The sequence below is a fragment of the Paenibacillus sedimenti genome (assembly GCF_014534655.1).
GTDB lineage: Bacteria > Bacillota > Bacilli > Paenibacillales > NBRC-103111 > Paenibacillus_E > Paenibacillus_E sedimenti.
Genome location: NZ_JACVVD010000009.1, coordinates 166712 through 187236 on the forward strand (window position 1 = coordinate 166712; position 20525 = coordinate 187236).

25 protein-coding genes are annotated in these 20525 nt (G+C 46.6%); 8 read left to right on the plus strand and 17 right to left on the minus strand.

Annotation, left to right across the window (positions count from 1 at the left end; genetic code table 11):
• Positions 1 to 63 precede the first annotated feature (63 nt).
• The 4 genes from ICC18_RS22930 to ICC18_RS22945 all read right to left on the minus strand — a co-directional run bounded on the left by ICC18_RS22930 (position 64) and on the right by ICC18_RS22945 (position 2019).
• Positions 64 to 258: a hypothetical protein gene (locus ICC18_RS22930; protein WP_188176778.1), complete on the minus strand. Its 195-nt coding sequence runs from the start codon at positions 256 to 258 to the stop codon at positions 64 to 66.
• 101 nt (positions 259 to 359) lie between these two features.
• On the minus strand, positions 360 to 1028 hold the full coding sequence (rpiA, locus tag ICC18_RS22935) for a ribose-5-phosphate isomerase RpiA (RefSeq protein WP_188176779.1): 669 nt from the start codon (positions 1026 to 1028) through the stop codon (positions 360 to 362).
• A gap of 5 nt (positions 1029 to 1033) precedes the next feature.
• Positions 1034 to 1564 (minus strand): GNAT family N-acetyltransferase, encoded by a 531-nt coding sequence (locus tag ICC18_RS22940; RefSeq protein ID WP_188176780.1) that lies wholly within the window; start codon positions 1562 to 1564, stop codon positions 1034 to 1036.
• 17 nt (positions 1565 to 1581) lie between these two features.
• Complete coding sequence (locus ICC18_RS22945) at positions 1582 to 2019, minus strand: NUDIX hydrolase (protein ID WP_188176781.1); 438 nt, start codon at positions 2017 to 2019, stop codon at positions 1582 to 1584.
• 299 nt (positions 2020 to 2318) lie between these two features.
• Between ICC18_RS22945 and ICC18_RS22950 the strand changes: the two genes are divergently transcribed.
• The gene (locus ICC18_RS22950; protein ID WP_188176782.1) at positions 2319 to 2576 is read left to right on the plus strand and encodes a hypothetical protein; all 258 of its coding nucleotides are present in this window, start codon (positions 2319 to 2321) and stop codon (positions 2574 to 2576) included.
• 122 nt (positions 2577 to 2698) lie between these two features.
• On the plus strand, positions 2699 to 3508 hold the full coding sequence (locus ICC18_RS22955) for a YitT family protein (protein ID WP_376745662.1): 810 nt from the start codon (positions 2699 to 2701) through the stop codon (positions 3506 to 3508).
• 69 nt (positions 3509 to 3577) lie between these two features.
• On the opposite strand, the gene ICC18_RS22960 is transcribed toward ICC18_RS22955, so the two are convergent.
• Positions 3578 to 4957, minus strand: coding sequence for an MFS transporter (locus ICC18_RS22960; protein WP_188176784.1), 1380 nt, complete (start codon positions 4955 to 4957; stop codon positions 3578 to 3580).
• 173 nt (positions 4958 to 5130) lie between these two features.
• Between ICC18_RS22960 and ICC18_RS22965 the strand changes: the two genes are divergently transcribed.
• Entirely contained in the window at positions 5131 to 6006 is an 876-nt protein-coding gene (locus ICC18_RS22965; protein WP_188176785.1) for a LysR family transcriptional regulator, read from the plus strand.
• Positions 6007 to 6100: 94 nt separating this feature from the next.
• Here the strand turns inward: ICC18_RS22965 and ICC18_RS22970 are convergent, their stop codons facing one another.
• Positions 6101 to 7135 (minus strand): Gfo/Idh/MocA family protein, encoded by a 1035-nt coding sequence (locus ICC18_RS22970; RefSeq protein ID WP_188176786.1) that lies wholly within the window; start codon positions 7133 to 7135, stop codon positions 6101 to 6103.
• A gap of 163 nt (positions 7136 to 7298) precedes the next feature.
• Between ICC18_RS22970 and ICC18_RS22975 the strand changes: the two genes are divergently transcribed.
• A complete protein-coding gene (locus tag ICC18_RS22975; RefSeq protein ID WP_188176787.1) occupies positions 7299 to 8198 on the plus strand; it encodes a helix-turn-helix transcriptional regulator in 900 nt (299 codons plus the stop codon).
• A gap of 19 nt (positions 8199 to 8217) precedes the next feature.
• Here ICC18_RS22975 and ICC18_RS22980 read toward each other — a convergent pair whose 3' ends face one another.
• Entirely contained in the window at positions 8218 to 9546 is a 1329-nt protein-coding gene (locus ICC18_RS22980) for a uracil/xanthine transporter (protein ID WP_188176921.1), read from the minus strand.
• Between the two features lie 188 nt (positions 9547 to 9734).
• Between ICC18_RS22980 and ICC18_RS34615 the strand changes: the two genes are divergently transcribed.
• Both ICC18_RS34615 and ICC18_RS34620 read left to right on the plus strand, forming a co-directional pair.
• Positions 9735 to 10187 (plus strand): LysR family transcriptional regulator, encoded by a 453-nt coding sequence (locus tag ICC18_RS34615; RefSeq protein WP_312029591.1) that lies wholly within the window; start codon positions 9735 to 9737, stop codon positions 10185 to 10187.
• Positions 10100 to 10609 (plus strand): LysR family transcriptional regulator substrate-binding protein, encoded by a 510-nt coding sequence (locus ICC18_RS34620; RefSeq protein ID WP_312029594.1) that lies wholly within the window; start codon positions 10100 to 10102, stop codon positions 10607 to 10609. Before ICC18_RS34615 ends, ICC18_RS34620 begins: the two co-directional genes overlap by 88 nt.
• A gap of 48 nt (positions 10610 to 10657) precedes the next feature.
• On the opposite strand, the gene ICC18_RS22990 is transcribed toward ICC18_RS34620, so the two are convergent.
• The 3 genes from ICC18_RS22990 to ICC18_RS23000 form a co-directional block, all read right to left on the minus strand.
• Positions 10658 to 10921, minus strand: a complete 264-nt coding sequence (locus ICC18_RS22990; RefSeq protein ID WP_188176788.1) for an HPr family phosphocarrier protein — start codon at positions 10919 to 10921, stop codon at positions 10658 to 10660.
• 46 nt (positions 10922 to 10967) lie between these two features.
• Positions 10968 to 12056: a M24 family metallopeptidase gene (locus tag ICC18_RS22995; protein WP_188176789.1), complete on the minus strand. Its 1089-nt coding sequence runs from the start codon at positions 12054 to 12056 to the stop codon at positions 10968 to 10970.
• Positions 12057 to 12126: 70 nt separating this feature from the next.
• Positions 12127 to 12759, minus strand: a complete 633-nt coding sequence (locus tag ICC18_RS23000; RefSeq protein WP_223192792.1) for a serine/threonine protein kinase — start codon at positions 12757 to 12759, stop codon at positions 12127 to 12129.
• A gap of 221 nt (positions 12760 to 12980) precedes the next feature.
• Here ICC18_RS23000 and ICC18_RS23005 point away from each other — a divergent pair, with 221 nt between their 5' ends.
• Positions 12981 to 13871 (plus strand): cation diffusion facilitator family transporter, encoded by an 891-nt coding sequence (locus ICC18_RS23005; RefSeq protein ID WP_188176790.1) that lies wholly within the window; start codon positions 12981 to 12983, stop codon positions 13869 to 13871.
• Positions 13872 to 13935: 64 nt separating this feature from the next.
• Here ICC18_RS23005 and ICC18_RS23010 read toward each other — a convergent pair whose 3' ends face one another.
• The 3 genes from ICC18_RS23010 to ICC18_RS23020 form a co-directional block, all read right to left on the minus strand.
• Positions 13936 to 14577: an NAD(P)-dependent oxidoreductase gene (locus tag ICC18_RS23010; RefSeq protein ID WP_188176791.1), complete on the minus strand. Its 642-nt coding sequence runs from the start codon at positions 14575 to 14577 to the stop codon at positions 13936 to 13938.
• Positions 14578 to 14723: 146 nt separating this feature from the next.
• The gene (locus tag ICC18_RS23015) at positions 14724 to 14957 is read right to left on the minus strand and encodes a hypothetical protein (protein ID WP_188176792.1); all 234 of its coding nucleotides are present in this window, start codon (positions 14955 to 14957) and stop codon (positions 14724 to 14726) included.
• Positions 14958 to 15096: 139 nt separating this feature from the next.
• Positions 15097 to 16137: a YeiH family protein gene (locus ICC18_RS23020; protein ID WP_188176793.1), complete on the minus strand. Its 1041-nt coding sequence runs from the start codon at positions 16135 to 16137 to the stop codon at positions 15097 to 15099.
• Between the two features lie 149 nt (positions 16138 to 16286).
• Between ICC18_RS23020 and ICC18_RS23025 the strand changes: the two genes are divergently transcribed.
• Positions 16287 to 17177, plus strand: a complete 891-nt coding sequence (locus ICC18_RS23025) for a LysR family transcriptional regulator (RefSeq protein ID WP_188176794.1) — start codon at positions 16287 to 16289, stop codon at positions 17175 to 17177.
• A gap of 77 nt (positions 17178 to 17254) precedes the next feature.
• Here ICC18_RS23025 and msrA read toward each other — a convergent pair whose 3' ends face one another.
• The 4 genes from msrA to ICC18_RS23045 all read right to left on the minus strand — a co-directional run bounded on the left by msrA (position 17255) and on the right by ICC18_RS23045 (position 20402).
• Positions 17255 to 18229 carry a peptide-methionine (S)-S-oxide reductase MsrA gene (gene msrA / locus ICC18_RS23030; protein WP_188176795.1) on the minus strand — a complete coding sequence of 325 codons (975 nt, stop codon included), beginning with the start codon at positions 18227 to 18229 and terminating at the stop codon, positions 17255 to 17257.
• Positions 18230 to 18332: 103 nt separating this feature from the next.
• Positions 18333 to 19265: a manganese-dependent inorganic pyrophosphatase gene (locus tag ICC18_RS23035; RefSeq protein WP_188176796.1), complete on the minus strand. Its 933-nt coding sequence runs from the start codon at positions 19263 to 19265 to the stop codon at positions 18333 to 18335.
• 151 nt (positions 19266 to 19416) lie between these two features.
• A complete protein-coding gene (locus tag ICC18_RS23040) occupies positions 19417 to 19848 on the minus strand; it encodes a DUF6157 family protein (RefSeq protein ID WP_223192793.1) in 432 nt (143 codons plus the stop codon).
• A gap of 5 nt (positions 19849 to 19853) precedes the next feature.
• Positions 19854 to 20402, minus strand: a complete 549-nt coding sequence (locus ICC18_RS23045) for a DUF1697 domain-containing protein (RefSeq protein WP_188176797.1) — start codon at positions 20400 to 20402, stop codon at positions 19854 to 19856.
• Positions 20403 to 20525: the final 123 nt, after the last annotated feature.

The following is a 20525-nucleotide window of genomic DNA, read 5'->3' on the forward strand; positions in this document are numbered from 1 at the left end:
TTCGATAATCGAACAGGTGGGATGCACTTTCAATATCGGCTTATAGGGTCATGATATATCCTTCTAATCCTTCTTAACCTTCTTCAGATGCGTTTCTTTGTGAGAAATAAAGGAGATCGTGTACTCCCCGAATGAAATAATTCGCTCTTGTTGGGCTGCCGGAAAATCAGGTTGACCGACTTCTAATTGATCATCTAACTCGTTATACCATGGCAGCAGGTTCAACTTAATGATTAATACGTCCCCGTCTTCTTTCATTTTTATTCCACCTTCTATTAACTAATGAAATGACTTTTGATCATACTAGTATATGTGGAATTTAGTAGATCGAACTAGACTTATGGAGGAAAGATAAGCAACTATCTTTCCTTCACTTCGATCCTCCCATCGTTGTAGCCAGTGACGATTTTATTGGCCATCTGAGCAAATAAACCGTTCTCTGCAACACCCGGAATCGTATTGATTTGTTTCGTTAACTTTTCCGGGTCTGGAATGCTTTCGAACTTGCAGTCTACAATAAGATTGCCATTATCAGTCATAAATGGTTTGCCGTTCAACAGACGAATCACGGGATCGCACTGTAACCGTTTCAGCTGATTGATTGTAAGATTAGCGGCGAAAGGCACAATTTCAACCGGCAAAGGAAACTTGCCGAGCAGCTCTACTCGTTTGGTTTCGTCTGCGATGACAATAAATTGCTTGCTGTTGGCAGCAAGAATCTTTTCGCGCAGCAAGGCACCGCCTCCGCCTTTCGTTAAGTTGCCATGCCGATCAACCTCGTCAGCGCCGTCAATGGTGATGTCAATTATATCAATCTCATCAAAAGCAATGAGTGGAATTCCGAGTTGCATCGCCATGTCTTCGGAGTTTCTGGAACTCGCCACGGCCTTTATTTCCAAGCCCTCATTTACCTTTTCAGCGATACGATGAATGGCCCAATATGAAGTCGAACCGGTGCCTAATCCGACGATCATGCCGTCTTTGACAAATTCCACTGCTCGCTCAGCAGCTATTCTTTTAGGATTCATGCCTGTCACCCTTGCACTTCCTGCTCTTTGACGTATGTATAAACCATATATTCCTCGTCATATTCTCGGTCATCGACCACTAAAGCATTTTTCTCAAACCCATAGGTTTCAAAACCTAAACTCCTGTAAAGCTCAGCAGCTGCCCGATTGGTACTTACTACAGACAAATTGATTTGATTCAATCCATCCAGCACCCTGCCCCTGTTCAGTACTTCTGTTAAAAGCGCTTTGGCAATTCCATTGCCACGGTATTCGCTGGCGACATAAACGCCCCAAATCGTTCCTTTATGCTTCAGTTTGATCTTTTGTTCGCGCAGGAAACCGGTCATGCCAATCAGATGACCATCTTGCGTAAATGCGCCAAGTATGAAATTGTCTGTTTTATTTTTATGCCTCTGCTCGACTTCTTCCTTGGACAACAGAATAGATTCTTCATAGGACGCAGAAAATGCTTCCGGACTTGTCTTCAATGCTTGAAGCCTTAACTGCCAATAGTTTTCAATATCTGCAATTTCAATATTTCTGATTTGGATCATCTTTCAACCCTACCTCCTTACCAACCAACACTTTCAAACCAGACTCCACCCTGCTCTTGCTTTTCTATGGCCGATTTAATGTAGGAAATCATGTTATCAGGCAGTTCATTCACATTGAACCATCTTAATTCTTCGCACTTCTCAGGTTCCGTATTGATAATTTGACCCTTCCATGACCGTACTTTCAGAAAAAAATCAACCCATTCCGAAGTACGATTCTTTCGGTGAAAGATCCCGATTACATCCAGATCAGCCGGTTCGATATCCACCCCCGACTCTTCCTTTGCTTCCCGTATTGCGGCAGCTTTCACTTCTTCCCCGCCATCCATTCTTCCAGCGACAACGCTCCATTTGCCGTCTTCGAATCCGGTATTTATCCTTTTTAGCAGCAAAACCTCTTCATCATTTCGATAAAATAAGAGATGAACAGAGCCGTATAAAATTGGTGTTTTCAACAAATTGCCACCTTTCCGGATTAATGTCCAGCCATTCTGAATACTCATTATAACATTTTTCAATACAAAAAATCCCAGATTACGTTGTTACTTCGACAAATGATTTCGCGGTTTGACTCCATGGTTTTGAAGTGCTACAATTCAAACAAATTTGGTTTCAAACCGTGAAAGGAGGGGTAGCTCTGCCTCATTTTACGAGAAGACATGGTTGGATCATTTTAGTTTGGATCATTGTTGGTTTGTTCGTATTTCCCTTAACGCCGCCTATATCCCAGCACTTTCCTGCGGATGTCGAAATATTGGTTGAATCCAATACGACCCAAGTCTTGACCCATCAAGAAACCGTACCCGGCAAGGAAACGATTTTCACGAACAAAAACTTGATTCACTGGTTCGACGACTTTCATAAAGAATACTTTATCACTGTATTTGTCGTGTTTATCCCTTTCCTTTATTCAAAAGTCCGGGAACAACTGAAGGAAACCCTGCTTGCTTTTCGCAAATTCACCTCATTGTACGTGGGCCTCATTCATTCATTAATCATTTCAGATCGTTAATCAAATGAATGAATTGTGGAAAGAGGGAACCCTCAATGACGAATGCAACAACGCATAACAAACAAGTACCGTCTCAGCATCAAAAGCTTAAGAGATCTAAATATGTAAGAAGAATATTGTTCATGTTGATCGGATCCTCCCTGTTCTCGGTTGGACTGGAAATTTTCCTTGTTCCTAATAACATTATCGACGGCGGCATTGTCGGTATTTCGATCATCATTTCGCATTTAACTCATCTTCCTTTGGGTCTGTTTCTAGTGCTGCTCAACTTGCCCTTCTTGCTTCTTGGTTATAAACAAATCGGGAAAACCTTCGCGTTTTCAACACTGTTTTCCGTCATCATTATGTCGATCGGAAGCACACTGCTTCATCCCGTCCAAGCCATTACCATTGATCCCCTGCTCGCGGCTGTGTTTGGCGGTATTATTCTTGGGATCGGCGTCGGTCTTGTCATCCGTTCGGGCGGTTCGCTAGACGGTACTGAAATTGTAGCCATTTTATTTAGTAAAAAGTCCCCATTCTCCGTTGGCGAAATCGTGATGTTCTTCAATCTGTTCATCCTCGGTAGCGCAGGATTCGTATTCGGTTGGGACCATGCCATGTACTCCCTTATTGCCTACTATATCGCCTTTAGGATGATCGATATTACCATCGAAGGTTTGGACCAGTCCAAATCGGTGTGGATCATCAGCGATGAATCGGAGCAAATTGGCGATGCGATCGCGCACCGGCTTGGCCGTGGCGTCACTTATCTTAAGGGAGAGGGCGCTTTTACAGGCGATGATAAAAAAGTCATTTTCAGCGTCATTACTCGGCTAGAGGAAGCGAAACTGAAGTCCATCGTCGATGAACTCGATCCGAAAGCTTTTTTGGCCGTTGGCAACATCCATGATGTGAAAGGCGGGCGCTTCAAGAAGAAGGATATTCACTAGGTTGCAGCAAAAAAAAAATAAAGAGGAATTGAGGTCCATTTAGCCTCGATTCCTCTTTTTTTTCAGCAATTAAGCATTTTTTGCATTCATGTTTTTGCGTTTCAGCTCAGTTCTGCCGAATTGGTAATAGTAAAGTAGGAGAATGCCCACTTGTACAATCGCAATAATGAAATAGATATTGCTGTAAACGAACGCTTCCGGATACGAATTCACCGGATTCCAACTCGAAGATGAGCCATGGTCGACCGTCTTGCTATATACGTTTGCGGAAACAGCGCCGGCAATAAAGTTCAACATCGCCATTAATCCCATCCCCACCCCGGTCTGTTCCCTCGGCAATGTTCGAGAAACCGCATTGGATAAGGCAATGTAAATGAATGTCTGCCCTACGTTACCGAGGATTAGAATCAAGGCGATGAATACCGGCGAAATCCCCGCAAAGGCAGACATGAAAACAAAACAAGCGAAGAGCAGCGCGGATGCTGAATAGAAAAGAAACGAATTGCCTTTTACATCTGCCAGTTTACCGGCTTTTCGACCCAAAATCGCCGACGTGACAGCGGCCGGCACCATCGCAAACCCTACCAGACCCGGAGTCAGATGATTAACTTGGGATAACAGCTGCGGACTTAGGAAAGGAAGCGAATAGCCAATCGTTGTTACTAGGAATGCAATGACCAGCCCCAAAGAATAGCTCTTATTTTTAAACAAGTCAGGCTTAATAAAAGGTACCGCCGCATGACGAATTCTCGCCGCAAACAAAACGAATAAGAGCAAGCTGCCGATGGCGAGTATCCAAGACTCATATGTGATTGCAAGAAGCAGCAAAGCAACTGTTCCAGCGAGCAGCCCGCCGCCAATCCAATCGATCTTCCCAGTCTTCCCCATTTCATCATCCAAGTATTTGCGGTAATACGGCAGCGCGAACAAAGTAAAAAACGGCATGCAGAACAGCCATCGCCAATGAACGACGCTAACCACTAAAGCGGCAACGACCGGACCTATTGCACTGCCGATCGCCAATCCGGTCATCGATATCCCTAGAGCGCGTCCCCTGCTTTCCGGCGGAAAATAACGAATCGGGATAATTCCGGCCGTAGCTGGAATCACCGCTGCCCCAACTGCCTGTAAAATTCGGCCGAGGAGCACCATCCAATAGTCTTGAGCGGCCAAACCGATCATGGAACCAATTGCAAAAAAGATGAGTCCGAATGTGATCAAATTTTTGAGCTTGTAGGTGTCGGCCAACTTTCCATAGATGACGGTTCCGATCGCATAAATGAGCAAAAAAGCTGACGAGACCCAGCTAACTTGAGCGAAAGAAAGTTGAAACTCCGCACTAATCTGAGGCAACACAATATTGAATATTGTCGCACTCATGACGGATATGACCAGTGTGAATGCGAGAATACGAATTAATTTTTCTCCTGTTTGAGCTCCGGATTCCATTTTTTTCATCCCACCTTCTACATGATGAATCATCTGTACGTGCATAATCTCTTCCCGGGAAGTTTATTGTTCAACTGCATAATATGATTCTATAATTGATTTTATATAAATAAAAATATATCTTATTCTATATAATCAATTCCTCGGAGTGTATGAATGAAGGAGTGACGAATATGGAACTGCTGCAACTTCAATATTTTCGAACAGTAGCAAGGCTGGAACATATGACTAAGGCAGCACAAGAGCTGCGCATCGCTCAGCCGGCGCTCAGCAAGACCATCGCCAGATTGGAAGAAAATTTGGGTGTACCGCTATTCGACCGTCAAGGAAGACAAATCCGGCTCAACACATTTGGCAAAGTATTTCTGGAGAAAGCAGAAACGGCGCTAACCGCCCTGGAAGAAGGCCGAAGGCAAGTTAACGATCTGGCGGGAATGAAATACGGAACCATTTCTCTGGCAACGTCTACCTTAAACCGCCTTTCGGAACCATTGGGCATGTTTCTTTCCCAGTACCCGGAAGTTAACTTTCAGATTTCCCAAGCTTCCATGGATGAAATCGCCGATTTGATTGAAAATGGGGAAGTCGATTTCGGTTTCACTGCTTTGCCGATCGGAAGGCAGGGAATACGTGAACAAACGGTGATTAATGAGGAAGTATTTTTGGCCGTACCAGCCGGACACCGATTGGCGAATCGGCGCAGCATCTCCTTAAGCGAAGTGGCAAATGATTCTTTCATCGGGTACAAGGAAGGTTATCTATTCCAAAAAATGAATAATGAGTTCTGTAAAAAAGCCGGCATCACGCCGAAAATCGTTTGTGAAGTTGATGAGCCTAGCTCCATCGCCAATCTGGTTCGTGCCGGACTTGGCGTTGCGTTTATCGGTGCTTGCAATAAGGATGATACGTCGCTTGTTTCACTGCATATCGATGAGCCTGTTTGTCAACGTGCCTTTCAGCTTGCGTGGAACGAAAAGCACTACTTGTCCAAAGCTGCACTTGAATTTCGAGATTTTATCGTTCAATATTTTGATCAGTTGCAAAAATAAGAGAACCTGAGGCTGTGCCCTGCGCCTCAGGTTCTTAGTTGTGCTATGCGTTCATCGTATTGTTCCGCACTGATCTTAGCAGGGCTATAATTCCTCAGCGCCAATAAGCCCTTAAATCAATTTTTCGCCCGCTTTTCGCACTTTCCAGCGCGCCGAGCACCATCGCCATGCTTTTGATGTTGTCGCGGCAGTCCGTCTCCGCCCGACGGCCTTCCCGCAGCGCGGCGAACATCTCGTCAAGGCAGCCGGCATGCCCGCTGCGGCCAGGCCAAGTGACGTCCGCCTCCACTCGCTTATGGTCGCGGACAAACTTGCCGGCTTGGTCGCCTGGCGCAACGATCTCGGCGTACGGCGTACCGAGCCCGTCCCAGATCGCCGTGCCGTGCTCACCCGTTACGCGCCACGCGGCTTCCCACGTGGTCGGCGCCCCCTCCGCGCACCAGGAGCCGCGGTAGCAGAACACCGATCCATCTGACATCTCGTAGATGCAGATGGCCGAAGCGTTCCCGGCATACCACGAGCCGGGAGGGTTGAATTCGTGGCAGTACACCGATACGGGGTCTGCCCCGATAATCAAGCGAGCCTGATCGAACGTATGGATCGCCATGTCCAGGATCAGCGGGCTTTCCATCGCGTCGCGAAAGCCCCCAAAATGCGGCGCCAGGAAGAAATCGGCGCCGACATACCCGACGCGGCCGATCGTGCCCGCGTCTATAAGCCCGCGCAACGCACGAATGTTCGCGTCGTAGCGACGGTTCTGCATGACGGAGAGTGACCTCCCCGTCTGCTCGGCTATGTCCACGATCTCGCGCGCTTCCGCCATCGTGGCGGCCATCGGCTTTTCGCCGAAGACATCGCAGCCGTGCTGAAGCGCTGTCGTGCAGACCTGGAAATGGCTGGACGGAATCGTGATGTCCAGCACCAGATTCGCGCCAGTCTCCTTAATCGCCTGCGCCACATCCGTAAAGACCGCGCATGTTAATCCATGGCGATCAGCCATCGCCTGCGCGAATTCCGCTTTAATGTCGACCAGTGCGACGACCTCCGCATGTTCACGCTCCATCACATTTTTCACCCATGCGTTCGCCATGCTGCCGCATCCGACGACAACGATCCGATAGCTGCTCATTTGTATGCACTCCTTCATCTATCAATTCTGTCCAGCCGCATTGTCCATCATTCCAAAATTGGTTATAGTAATCGTAACAACTCCATTGTAGACATTAATTTGACGTATATCTCTATACAATCTTGTGTTTTTTCAGTTCAATCTTGTGTTTGGAGGATCGCACATGGGCTACCCTCAGGAGCTTCGGGAAGATACCCGATTAAATGACAGCAACTATCCGATTAACGTTTTTCATAACCAAGCCAATTCGGTACAGAAAGGCTCCATGATTTTATTCATGCATTGGCATGAGCATTTCGAAATCATCGTCATGAAAGCCGGACATGCCGTATTCCATATCGACAGCAAACCTTATGAGGTACGCGTTGGCGACATCCTGATCGTCCCCTCCGGCGGCCTTCATACGGGTTATAGCACGAGCGAGCACAATGTGGAGTATGTTTCCATTGTCTTTAATCGGTCTCTGCTGCGCGGTCAAGCAATGCCGGATCCGGCACATGCCAAATGGATCGAGCCCTTTCTGAATGGTCAAGTGACATTCCCGGTCAAAGTGGCTAGTGACAACGATCGGTATCTCTCCTACAGCTCCCTCTTGGAGCAAATCATTCACGAGTTCGATGCGAAAATGAAAGGATACGAATTGATCGTTAGAAGCTTGCTTTACATGCTAATCACGCTGCTTTCGAGGGCATTCATGCCAGCTGCACGCTCTGAAGCAGTTTCGCCGCCCCTACTAAGAAACAGTGAAAGATTCAAGCAGCTGCTGCAATTTATGGAAGCTCACTTCAGTGAACCAATGACCGTGGAACAAGCCGCGAAGCATGTGAACCTGAATGTGTTTCACTTTTGCAAAACGTTCAAAAAGACGACAGGGAGCACGTTTATCGAATATATGAATCTTATTCGAATGCGTGAAGCCGAGCGTCTTCTCATGGAAACGGACGGAACCATGACGGAAATTGCCGAACGTATCGGCTGCGGTAATCCGAATTATTTTACGAAGCTATTCAAACAGTATAAAGGGATTACGCCATCCCGGTTCAGGAAAGATACGCTGAATTAATCAACGTGAGGATACCTTCTCACGCAGTTTTTCCTGTGGAATTGACATGGGATGGCGTCACGGGAAGCTCATATTTCGTCCAGTTCACCAGAGATTCCAATATCAAAGAAAGAATAACGCCCATCGCCAGCCCGTTGCTCACAAGCGGCCGAATATACATCGGAAGCATCGAGTAAGCCTGCGGCGGAATGTTCATGATACTGATGCCAAGCAGGACTGGCAGCGCGATCCGGTATATCGTTTTGGAATTAAACTGAATGCCTTGAATCGTCCGGAGCGACGTGCCGAACATTTGTAAATAAGCGACGAAAAGCACGGCGTTTCCAACACTTGAAGGCAGTGATGAGAGCAACCCGCTCATAGCCGGAATTAGGCCTAGTGCCGCAAACATCGCCCCTCCGATGATCAGCGCTTTGCGTTCCAGAATTTTGGTACTTTCCAAAAGTCCGACCGAAGAGGTGAACAAGCCGAAAGGCAGCAGCCCAAAGCAGGCGGAGAACGCAGTGAAGATGCCGGTTAACAAGTAGGAGCGTTTATATTGCGCATCCGACGTCTTGGTCTTATACAATTTTTCCACTGTCGCTAAACAGGTGATTGAATTCGTCATATTGATTAACCCAACGATAAATGCCGTTAAGATTATGCCGATCTGCAGATTCGGTTTCCCCCAAGGGAACAGTGCGAACAGAGAGCCGGCTTGCTGCTGGACTTGAGCCGTCGTAGGAATTAAGATTTCGTAAGCGATCCATCCGGCAATAATACCAATTAAGATCGAATAGCTGCTGATCAGGCGTGACCCTTTCAAGTGTATCGCCCCTACGAATAGAGCGATTACTATCGATAGAGCAGCGACTTTCAGATCCATTACACCCGCGTCATTCATCCCAAGCATCCCTTTAAAGAAATTCATCACCAGCTGAATCGTCAGCAGGAATAAGGAAACACCCATGACGATCGGGGTGAATATTTTCTTAAGGAAGGAGGCAAAGCCTAGACTTCCGAGGACGATCATCGTCAAGCTCGCTAACAGAAACCCGCTGGCGAGTCCCCCTCCTACTTCCGTTAAGCTCATGCCCACCGTTTGGGCTGACGTGCACAGATTCAACACGAGTCCCCACCATAGCCCGGCAGGACCATCCATGACTGCGTACCGATGCCCCCATAGGGCTTGAAGAATGCAAAGCACGCCGGTCAAAATAAAAGAACGCTGCAATGAAGCCGCGATCTCTTCGGGAGCTAATTGAAACGCGTGTCCTATCGACAGAGGTACGACAATCGTGTTCGTAAAAATAAAAAACAGCCACTGCACACCGGCTAACCAAATTTTCGGCGATATTTTATTTAGCATAATTATCACGAACTACCTTCTTGTGAAACATGAATCCATCATCCTTCCTTTGCACAACGATGCTGTCTTTGTGTAATTTACCAAACGCATTGTGCAAAAATATGATAACATGGGATTCATCATAGGAATAATATATATTTTATAGCTTTTCCATACGATTATCATATGGCTAATAGGAGATTAGAAGGTTGGATATCAGACAATTACGCTATTTTATCGCCATCGCCGAGGAGAAGCAGATCACTGCGGCAGCTAAAAAGCTGCACATGGCGCAGCCCCCGCTTAGCCAGCAGTTAAAATTGCTGGAGCAGGATTTAGGTGTCAAGCTGTTCGAGAAACGGGGACGGTTTTTACAGCTGACCGATGCCGGTAATACACTGTACCGTTACGCGATGAAAATTACGAAAGATATGGAAGAAGCGCAAACGGAGGTAACACAGATCGGAAGCGGCGTCCGCGGCAAGTTGTCGATCGGAATCAACACCATCTCTTACTACCCCTACCGCGGCTGTTGCAAAGATTTAGGGAAGCCTACCCACATATTACTTATAAAATACAACAAAACGAATCTGCCCAGCTCGCGAAGCTCGTCAAGGAAAAAGTCATTGAGCTGGCTATCATCCGTTTGCCCCTGCTTCTAGACGATTTCGCTGTCCTTCAGCTGCAGAAGGAGCCGTTTTATTTTGTAACGTCTGAACCGCAGGTGCAGGATACAGATCGAATCAAGCTGGAACAAATTGAGCAGCATCCGCTCATTTTACCAAGCACAGACGGATTAGGTATTTTCCACATGATTTTGGAGGAATTTCGCATCAGGAACTTGAGTCCCCGCATCATTGGCGAATGTTCGGATATCTCCATCCTCATGGAGCTCGTCTCATCGGGATTCGGCAGCACCATTGTTCCAGAAACCGTACTCAAGAAGCATCGCGGTTATCGCGTTCAAGCTTTCCATATCGAGGACTCCGAGGCTGCGGCATCTTCGGCTTTAATCTGGCTCAAGCAGCACTATTTATCAAAAGCCGCGCAGCGGTTCGTAGACCTTTTAACTCCTGTTTCGTGAGAAAGGGAGCATTGCCAGCATGATCGCCAGCTCTGCTCCCGCTCTCGGTTATCGGAAGGATTCAAAAAAATTGAACATATCGTGCATGGCTTCTTCCTCGTCCTTGCCTTTCGTTACTAGACGAATCAGCGTCCCCGCCTTAATTGGAACTAGGAGCATACCAAGCAGACTTTTTACATCGACGACATGCTGCGCCTGGTTATGCGTAAACTCAATTGAGATATCGGATATGAAATGAGAAGATTTACTGGAGATCTCTGTAATATCGCTCCGTTCTATGTCCGCATGAATGACAAACTCATGCACTCTCATCCTGGCACCTCCATATGAGGGATTGTGGGTTCAATGTTGTTGAAGCTTAACCGATAATCGTTAATTCTTTAGGAAAAGTGGTTAGCACTTCCACACCATTTTCCGTCACCAACACGTTGTCCTCGATGCGAACACCGCCTAGACCCGACATATAAATGCCTGGTTCAGCAGTATACACCATCCCGGTGCGAAGCAGATCCGGATTCCCCCCATAGATGGAAGGATATTCGTGGATTTCGAGGCCCAGCCCGTGACCTGCGCGAGTAATGAAATATTCGCCGTATCCTTTACTCGCGATCACTTGACGAGCTGCGGTATCCAGACTGCCGATGGTGACGCCCGGACGTCCGGCATCGATCATGCTCAGATTGGCTTGTAAAACGGCCTCGTAGATTTCCTTGTGTTTGGCACTAATATCGCCAACGGAAAACGTTCTTGTGATGTCGGATGCATAACCATCGACGAATACGCCTGCGTCGATGAGCAATAGCTCTCCCTCTTGAATCGGACTGTTATCCGGCACTCCATGCGGAAGACCAGACTTCTCACCGGCTAACACCATCGTATCGAACGAAGGGCCTTCCGCGCCAAGTCGTTTCATGCGATATTCCATCTCAGCGACGATGTCAAGCTCCGTCACACCTGGCTTTATCAGCGGCAATGTCGTGCGCAACACCTCTTCGATACAGTGAATCGCACGTTTCATGACAGCCACTTCTTCTGCGCTTTTCACGGCGCGAATCGCTACAAGACCAGGCTCCAGAGCCACCGCTTGTTCCGCGCCGGTCATCTCCATCAAAGCATGATAGCGCTTAACATTCAAATGCTCTTCTTGGATGCCGATCCGCGTAATCCCGCTTCTCAAATACGACTTCAGCACTTCGTAAGGGTTTTCTTCATCTTTGTGAGAATAGATTTTACTGACATTCGATACTCTCGCGGCTTTCTCATGATCAAGAACCGGAACAAAGAGAAAGGGCTCCTCCCCCTTTATGCAAACAAGCGCCATGAATCGTTCATGCGGGTCCGAATAGAAGCCCGTAAAATAATAAATCAACTTAGGCAGTGTGATAAAAGCAACGTCCAGCCCTTTCAATTCGAGAAGAGCGTTTAAATGGTTTAAACGTTCTTTCATATCCATCCAACAACCTTTCCATGCGATCATAAGTACAATAAAACAACATACAAATTGTACCACGGACGCATCATCGGAACCACTTCTTCCACTTGCGATAGCCACGGCGTACCATGTGCAAGATGACTTCAGGAAACGGAATTCTACGCATCCATGGAAAGTAGAAACGATCGTAGGCGCGCTTCAGATCATCCCACATCGAACAATATTCTTCCTTCAGAAAATCAGAAACGTCGACGACTAAGCCTCTGCCATCTTTCAGCATGACGTTCTTTCCGTGTACATCGTGTGGCGTTAAACCTCTGCTGACCGCGTATTTCAGCGCTTCATCGATGTCATGAAGCACTTGCCGCGGAATCGGAATGCCTAGACGAATGCAGTTATATATAGTAACGCCGGTCAATCGACGCAGCACCAGGTATGAATCGCCGGCATGCAAACACTCCGAATAGGCCGGATGTTTCCCAAGCCGTTTATATACCTCTATTTCCTCTTCCAATCCTGGCCTGCCGGGTGCGTATACTTTAACAACCGTATCCGGATAATTCGGATGTGTGAGAACGGCTGCATAATTGCCGGAACCCAAAAGCTGCCACGGCTTTGGAACTTGGTGTACGATAATCGGATTATAAGGCTGCTCACTGGATAGCTTCAATTCCGGAAGCAAATGTTGTTCAATCTCTTCAAGCCAAGGCTTTTTCAAAGCCTGCTCCCCCCTGCTTCCCAAATAAAACAATTGGGTTTGTAAATTCCTTCTATGTGTGGTATTATACAAAGATATTTTTGTAAAGTGAAGTGTTGAATGATGTTCTCTCATTTTATACTAGATTTCTATGATAATTTAAAAAAGAACCCAATCCCTTGACCCATCGGTCAAGGGATTTTTTTTCCTTGGGGAAACACTTCTGAAGGAGGTCATCATTGATGAGCAGTAACAAAAAATCCCCTATCTGGGCGATATGGATATCCCTCATCAGCAACATTATTTTGACGGTCGCGAAGATCGTAATCGGGCTGCTCTTTTACAGCGAGGTTCTACTGGCTGACGGTGTTCATAACGCGGGTGATATTATCGCTACGGTAGCGGCTCTCAGCTCGATGCAAATATCGAAACGCCCAGCCGATGACGACCACCCCTACGGTCACGGCAAAGCTGAAGTACTTGGTTCCGGATTCGTCGCATTTATCTTAGGGGTAGCTGCACTATATATCGCTTATCATTCCGTTGCGGCTTTTTTCGAAGAGCCTACAGCACCAAGCCTGGTCGCGTTAACCGCGGCAGCCGTCTCGCTGATTTGGAAATATGTACTTTACGGATACACATTGAAGATCGGCAAATCTACGAATAGCAAAGGTCTTATTGCGACAGCTAAGGATCACCTTGCTGATGTCTATGCATCGTTAGCGGCGGTTATAGGTATCGGTCTTGCTTTTATAGGCGAAGGTTACAAGATCCATTATCTAGCCTATGGCGATGCAGCAGCCGGAATTATCGTCTCCTTGCTAGTTCTGAAGCTGGCCATCGAGATGGGCAAAGAATCCTTTGATATCCTCATGGAAAAGACGGTCGATCAGCAAAAGCTGCAGCAATACGCGTCTCTTATTCAAGCCATTCCGCAAGTGAAACGTATTGATCGTATTCGTGCACGGGAACATGGCCACTATATTCTAGTGGATGCCAGAGTTTCCATTCCGGGTGAACTGAGTATTCAACAGGGGCATGATATCTCTAGAGAAATCAAAAGATCGATTATGAACCAACATGCCGATGTGGATGAAGTGCTCATTCATTTGAATCCTTGGTACAAAGAATAAACCTATTCATAGAAAAAGGACGTACCGGGAATTAATCTTCCACTGTACGTCCCTAAATATTCCCTTATTCAGCTTCAGCAACAACTGTGAAGCGTTCGTTCCGGTGCTGCGGGTTCTCAATTTCATCCAATACGGCAATTGCGTAGTCCGCATAGCTGATATAGCTTTGACCTTGAGCGTTCAGCAACAGGTGATCTTTACCTTTTTGATATGCGCCTGTTCGTTTGCCTGCTGGATTGAAGAAAGCCGCCGGACTGAGAAATGTCCATTGGATGGAATCCGATTGCTGTAACTCTTTCAGATTTTCACCTTGGTTCAATGCAGTTGCCAGATATTCTTTAGGGAATTCAGGGGTATCGACCAAACGGACGGTTTTGTCAGGATCCACATACAGACTGCCTGCTCCGCCAACGACTAGAAGTCTTGTGTTTGGAGCTCCTTTCAACGCTTCAATAAGCACTCTCCCTGCTTCTACATGTTTAATCTCTTGTCCCGGCGCTGCCCCGAAAGCATTCACAACCACATCGAAACCACTCAAATCCGCAGATGTTAGTCCAAAAACATCCTTCTCCAATACAGCAACTTGATCACGGTCGATTTTCGATGCGCTTCTAACGATTGCTGTAACCGAATGCCCTCGATCCAATGCTTCCTTCACAATCACGTTTCCTGCTTTTCCGCTTGCTCCAATAATGGCTATTTTCATGTTATAGTCCCTCCACTATAATGATGTTTGTTTTTGATGTAATCAATATCATTACAACAAATCTAGATGTAATCATTATAGTTACAACTAGTCTGTATTGTCAATACTTCCTTTTATCCGGAGCTATTATTCCGCAGATCAACACTTTACTTCAACCAGTTTGCCAGCAAGTCGCTGAAAGGCTTATACACAAATGTAATCCAATCAAGCGGATTTGGAATTTTGACTCGTAAACTGAGCGCAATGCTAAGACCAGTCCCAATAAGGAGCAGAATGGCATGTACCCATATTTCCTTGATCCATTTTTTTCTCCAAAGAGCGGGGACTTCAATTATTACAATTAAAGCCGCAGCGATAAGGATTCCCGCGATTGTCCACATCGGATTTACTCCTTCTATTTCTTCATTTCTTCATGACCCTTCACATAATTTCCTGAAAAACCTCATGCTTGTGTCCCTCATTGTATTCATGAACTGTATCTAGCATCATTATTTCCTTGAAATGGGTTTATAAACGGAATTATCCGTTGAATACGACTATACCGTAGCCAAAAATCGATAGCAGTATGGATCCGATTAGTCCAGCTGCGAACGACTTGATACCAAACTTACGGAAAGCCGCGATATTCACACTAAGTCCCAGACCCGTCATCGCCATCGTAATTAAGAAATAAGCCACGACAATAAGATCGTTGGTAAGTTCCTTAGACAGTATGCCGGACGTGTTAACGCCGCACATGACTATGAAGCCAAGAATGAACCATGGCACGGGAATCCTCTTCCAGTTTCTTGGGATTGGCTCATTTCTATTTTTCTTCTTTTCTAAGCGGCGAGTCCATATCCCGATCAAAACGGCTATAGGTACGAGCATCGCAACTCGGCTCAGCTTAACCATGACGGCCATATCCTCAGCTTCTCGACTTACGGGTGCAGCGGCTGCGATGACGTGCGCAACTTCGTGCAAAGTTCCTCCAGCCCATATGCCATAACCTTCTGCCGTTAACCTCAAATAAGGATAGATGATGGTATAGATCAATGTAAAAATTGTACCCAATATGGCGACTGATGCCGCGCTGATTGCCGTCTCTTCATCACTCGCTCGCATTTGCGGCGATATAGCTACAATCGCCGCGGCACCGCATATGGCTGTCCCGCATGCTGTAAGCATCCCAAGTCTACGTTCGACATTAAACAATCGGGAAAGCCCATAAACAACACTGATGGCGAACGCGATTTGGAGAATCGCTAAAAGGAGTAGATGTGGGCCTGCTTGGATAACGTCAGCCATATTCAGCCTCATCCCCAGCAGAATAATGCCGAGGCGAAGAAGCTTTTTGCTGGCGAAAGATGCGCCTGCAAATGTATGATCGGATACTCCTACGGCTGCTTTCCAGCCTATTCCCAGCATAATGGCGATGACTAACTGACCTATGATGCTTAATATGGGAAGTCCTGACAACCCTTTTGCAATGAGCGCCAGTCCTAATGTAAGTCCGATTCCTTTAGCAAATCCGAAGCCCGTTTGCTTAGTGCTGTAGGGGATTGCCTTGGCTTGTGCCATCGTCTTTCACTCCTCCGAAGATTTGCTTGGATAACCTCACTATAAGTCGGAGCAGCAAAGAAAGGAAATACAAATCCCGTATTTGTATCATAAGTAATACTTATGATAAACTTGACTCAACGTTGTTTAGGTGGACGGAGGGTCTAATTTTGATTATTGATACGCTTACTGTTTTTGCAGCAGTGTGCGAACAAAGAAACTTCTCCCGGGCTGCCGAGCTGCTTCATATCTCCCAGCCCGGTGTCAGCCAGCATATTCGAAATCTTGAAGATGAACTGGCGGCAAAGCTGCTGCACCGCTCCCCCAAGCAAGTGAAGTTAACCGAGGCAGGCGAAATTTTATATAAACGCGCGAAGCAAATCTTGGCGCTTTATGATGAAGCAAAGCAGGAAATTAATTTGCTGCAGCATACGGTTAGCGGATCGCTGAAAATTGGCGCCAGCTTCACGATTGGCGAGTATATGCTGCCGCGATTGCTGGCTGAATACGCGAATCAATATCCGCAGGTTGACGCTGTCGTTAACATTGGCAATACACTGGAAATTGTTCAATCCGTACGTGACAATGATTTGGACATCGGACTCGTTGAGGGACAAGTCCAGGACACCGAGCTTCACATCACCCCTTTTATGAAAGATGAATTAATTCTGATTGCGCCGCCTAGCCATCCATTGTCGGGCGAGCGTGCTGTAAATCCGGATCGGCTCCAAAACCAAATCTGGATTCTACGCGAGAGCGGTTCCGGAACGCGGGCATTCAGCGATCAATTCATTCATGACGCAGGTCTTCGGATCAAGCGTTCCTATGTATTTAACAGCAGCCAAGGCGTTAAGGAATCCGTGGCAGCCGGACTCGGCATTGCGATTCTATCGCGTTCTATCGTTCGCAAAGAGCTTGAAAGCGGCGAGTTGAGCGAAATTCCTCTGAAGGGAAATGCATTTACACGAGATTTCTTTATGATAAGTAAACATAATCATTCGCCTACGATGGCGATGAATGTTTTCATCCAGAAGGTTACGAATCTGAGAGATGTATTGTGAGCTGGTGCAAATGATTTCCCACCAAAAATAAAAGACGCCGTCCGGCGGGGTATCACCCTCCTGCGGCGTCTTTCTTATTAATCTCGGAAGAATCGCAGATAAGCGCCGTATCCTTCCTTTTCCAAATCGGCAACAGGGATAAACCTTAACGCCGCAGAGTTAATGCAGTATCTGAGTCCAGTAGGACCCGGTCCATCCGTAAAGACATGGCCCAAATGGGAGTCGGCTTCTTGACTGCGCACTTCGGTTCGCACCATAAAGTGGCTGGTATCGATCTTTTCTTTCACCGTGCCTTGGAATATCGGTTTCGTAAAGCTAGGCCAGCCGCAGCCGGAATCGAACTTGTCAAAGGAACTGAACAGCGGCTCTCCGGAAACAATATCGACGTAGATCCCTTCTTCGTGCGAGTCCCAAAACTCATTGGCAAAAGGTCGCTCTGTGGCATTGTTTTGCGTCACTTCGTATTGCAGCGGAGTTAGCTTCTGTTTGCGCTCTTCCTTATCCTTGGCTGTGTTCCAGTGCCGCTCAATAAATGTATCCCGTCCCGATCCTTTGCGGTACGCTTTATAGCGAAGCGGATTTTTATGATGATAATCCTGGTGATACTCTTCAGCTTCATAGAATGGTTCCGCCGGAACGATTTCCGTCACAATCGGACGATCAAACCTCCCTCTTCGTTCAAGTGTCTGCTTGGACGCTTCAGCTTGCATTCGCTGGTCTTCGTTATGATAAAAAATCGCCGTCCGATAAGACGCCCCGCGATCATGGAACTGACCGCCAGCGTCCGTTGGATCGATTTGGCGCCAGAAAATTTCAAGCAATTTATCATAAGGAAAAAGTTCTGGATCAAACGTGATTTGCACAGCTTCAGCATGACCTGTCGTTTCCGAACACACCTCTTTGTAAGTCGGGTTACTCGTATGCCCTCCGGTATACCCCGAAACTACCGATATAATGCCCGGCATTTCCTCGAAAGGCGTCACCATACACCAAAAACATCCACCGGCGAAAGTCGCCAGCTCAGCATTCCCATGCCCTGTTTGTTTAACCATTCCTGCTCCACCTCTCTCTTCGTTCATCTCTTTCATGATATCAAAAGAATGGACAGTAACCAAAAAACACCGCTCATCATGAACGGTGTCTTAGGTCTATAGCTTACAGGTTGTTGAAAACATCCGTTAACACAGGCACGATTTGCGATTTACGCGAAACAACGCCTTTCAAAATCGCTTTGTTATCAACCAAAGTCACGTTGTATGCTTTCTCAACGGCGTCAGCTTTGCGGCCTAGCGCCAAACCTACGGAATCATTGTTCAGAATGTCCGTCACAACGAACAGGAACAGATCGAGGTTTTTCTCTGCAATGATGCTTGTAAGAGCAGCTTCTAGTTCAGCTTGTTTAGCCAGCACATCGTTTACGTCAACCGCGTTCACTTGCGCGATTTCCACTTTGTAGCTGCCCATTTGGAATTCTTTTGCATCCAGGGAGATCAATTGTGCGATGGTTTTATCGCTCAGATCCGCGCCTGCTTTCAGCATGGCTAAACCGTAAGTCTCTGCGTTCACACCAGCGATCTCAGCCAGTTCGCGAGCCGCGGCTACGTCTTGCTCCGTGCAAGTTGGAGATTTGAACAACAAGGAATCCGAGATGATAGCAGAAAGCATCAAACCGGCAATCTCTTTATCGATGGCGATACCGTTTTCTTTGTACAATTTATTTAAAATGGTCGCAGTGCAACCGACAGGCTCTGCCCGGTAGTATAGCGGATGGCTTGTTTCAAAGTTAGCGATCCGGTGATGGTCAATAACCTCAACGACGCGAACTTGCTCGATGTCGTTAGCGCTTTGTTGGCGCTCAACGTGGTCGACGAGAATTACATTTTTCGCTTCATTGGCAACTGTTTCAACCTGGCGCGGCGCTGCCACTTTGAATGTATCAAGAGCGTATTGCGTTTCACCATTTACGCTGCCCAGACGGACAGGCTCAACATTTTGGCCTAATTTTGTTTTCAGGGATGCGTAAGCAAGTGCAGAACAGATTGAATCGGTGTCCGGATTTTTATGTCCGAAAATGAGTGTTTTTTCCATTTCAAAGCTCCTTAATCGTTTTATAGTGACCAGAGTATCAATCTCTATCTAAGATTATACTAAAATATTCATGTAAATCCATTACTAATCCAAAAGCTTTAGTATGAATTTAGTCAGCTCTTCAATTTGGCTCCGATAGGACCTCCAAGCTCTATCCACGGGAACTACGCATCGCATAGGTCAGTTTTGGACTGCCTGCGTTAGTGCCTGCTTCAACAAATTGTTGGTATTCTTCCGATTCCATCGCGTAAAGGGCAATCTTCCCTTCTTCATTGTAATGTACGCCCCAGCCGTGTTTTTTGGGCAGCATGGACGCTCTCATACAAGGATGACTTTTTTGAAAAAGCTCTGCACGAATCTCTTCACCGCGCGCATCAACCTCAGTGTCCGGGATTTGCTTATGCCGAATATGAACCTCGTAGATAAGATCTTCGAGCGTAAACATATATGGGTGTTGAGACAGAAGCTCGTATTGAATCATGTGTGCAGTCTTTCCTTCTTTTTTGGTAGTTGGCTCGATCCCCCGCTCTACCGGGCAGTCAGGGGATACCTGAACAAATGAGTCTGTAATTTTCATGTCCATTTCTTTTAGCTCCTTTTATCAGCCAGCTGAATTAGTTTATTAACCGTCTCCCAATTGCGCGTCGTCGCCGTTACGGCTAATTTCTTTTCCAGGAAATTATTGCTGAATTGCGACTTACCGAAACCTTTCCGACAGAGAATATACACCTCCCGCCGCAGCACGTGATACTGATCGATCTCATTTTGATAAGTATTTAACTTGACAATCGCCTCCGCGGAAGGTTCTTTGGCTAAGAAGGCTACATATAAGGACTCGTTTTCGGAGGCATTGACATCTAAGAAAGGGTTGCGACTCACAACCTCTTCTAACTCTTTCGGCGTGCGAACAACAACTGGAACCTCGAAAACGAAAACGCGCGCCAATTCGCTCTGGATACGGTCTCGAAGCAGTCCCACATCCTCCTCTGTACTATTAAAAATCACATTACCGCTCTGAATATAGCTGATCACCTGCCCAAAATTCATCGATTCATAAATGCCGCGCAAATGATCCATCTTGATGATTTTCTGACCACTCACATTAATTCCGCGCAAAAGCGACACGTATTTTGGCATTTCATAACCTTCCTTATCCTGCATATGTGCTTATTATACACCATAACTCATGTTTACTTAACAGATACTTCCATTCATGCCACACCAGTTAACACTGAATCGTGCACAAAAAAAACGACGTTC

Excerpts from the sequence above, each read along its gene's own strand:
- ICC18_RS22995 (WP_188176789.1), bottom strand. The coding sequence starts at position 12,056 with ATGAAAGAACGTTTAAACCATTTAAACGCTCTTCTCGAATTGAAAGGG.
- ICC18_RS23045 (WP_188176797.1), bottom strand. The coding sequence starts at position 20,402 with ATGCCAAAATACGTGTCGCTTTTGCGCGGAATTAATGTGAGTGGTCAG.
- ICC18_RS22970 (WP_188176786.1), bottom strand. The coding sequence starts at position 7,135 with ATGAGCAGCTATCGGATCGTTGTCGTCGGATGCGGCAGCATGGCGAAC.
- ICC18_RS22940 (WP_188176780.1), bottom strand. The coding sequence starts at position 1,564 with ATGATCCAAATCAGAAATATTGAAATTGCAGATATTGAAAACTATTGG.
- ICC18_RS23005 (WP_188176790.1), top strand. The coding sequence starts at position 12,981 with ATGAGCAGTAACAAAAAATCCCCTATCTGGGCGATATGGATATCCCTC.
- ICC18_RS23035 (WP_188176796.1), bottom strand. The coding sequence starts at position 19,265 with ATGGAAAAAACACTCATTTTCGGACATAAAAATCCGGACACCGATTCA.
- ICC18_RS22955 (WP_376745662.1), top strand. The coding sequence starts at position 2,699 with ATGTTGATCGGATCCTCCCTGTTCTCGGTTGGACTGGAAATTTTCCTT.
- msrA (WP_188176795.1), bottom strand. The coding sequence starts at position 18,229 with ATGGTTAAACAAACAGGGCATGGGAATGCTGAGCTGGCGACTTTCGCC.
- rpiA (WP_188176779.1), bottom strand. The coding sequence starts at position 1,028 with ATGAATCCTAAAAGAATAGCTGCTGAGCGAGCAGTGGAATTTGTCAAA.
- ICC18_RS22980 (WP_188176921.1), bottom strand. The coding sequence starts at position 9,546 with ATGCTAAATAAAATATCGCCGAAAATTTGGTTAGCCGGTGTGCAGTGG.
- ICC18_RS23020 (WP_188176793.1), bottom strand. The coding sequence starts at position 16,137 with ATGGCACAAGCCAAGGCAATCCCCTACAGCACTAAGCAAACGGGCTTC.
- ICC18_RS22960 (WP_188176784.1), bottom strand. The coding sequence starts at position 4,957 with ATGGAATCCGGAGCTCAAACAGGAGAAAAATTAATTCGTATTCTCGCA.
- ICC18_RS23010 (WP_188176791.1), bottom strand. The coding sequence starts at position 14,577 with ATGAAAATAGCCATTATTGGAGCAAGCGGAAAAGCAGGAAACGTGATT.
- ICC18_RS23015 (WP_188176792.1), bottom strand. The coding sequence starts at position 14,957 with ATGTGGACAATCGCGGGAATCCTTATCGCTGCGGCTTTAATTGTAATA.
- ICC18_RS22965 (WP_188176785.1), top strand. The coding sequence starts at position 5,131 with ATGGAACTGCTGCAACTTCAATATTTTCGAACAGTAGCAAGGCTGGAA.
- ICC18_RS23040 (WP_223192793.1), bottom strand. The coding sequence starts at position 19,848 with ATGGACATGAAAATTACAGACTCATTTGTTCAGGTATCCCCTGACTGC.
- ICC18_RS22975 (WP_188176787.1), top strand. The coding sequence starts at position 7,299 with ATGGGCTACCCTCAGGAGCTTCGGGAAGATACCCGATTAAATGACAGC.
- ICC18_RS22990 (WP_188176788.1), bottom strand. The coding sequence starts at position 10,921 with ATGAGAGTGCATGAGTTTGTCATTCATGCGGACATAGAACGGAGCGAT.
- ICC18_RS22930 (WP_188176778.1), bottom strand. The coding sequence starts at position 258 with ATGAAAGAAGACGGGGACGTATTAATCATTAAGTTGAACCTGCTGCCA.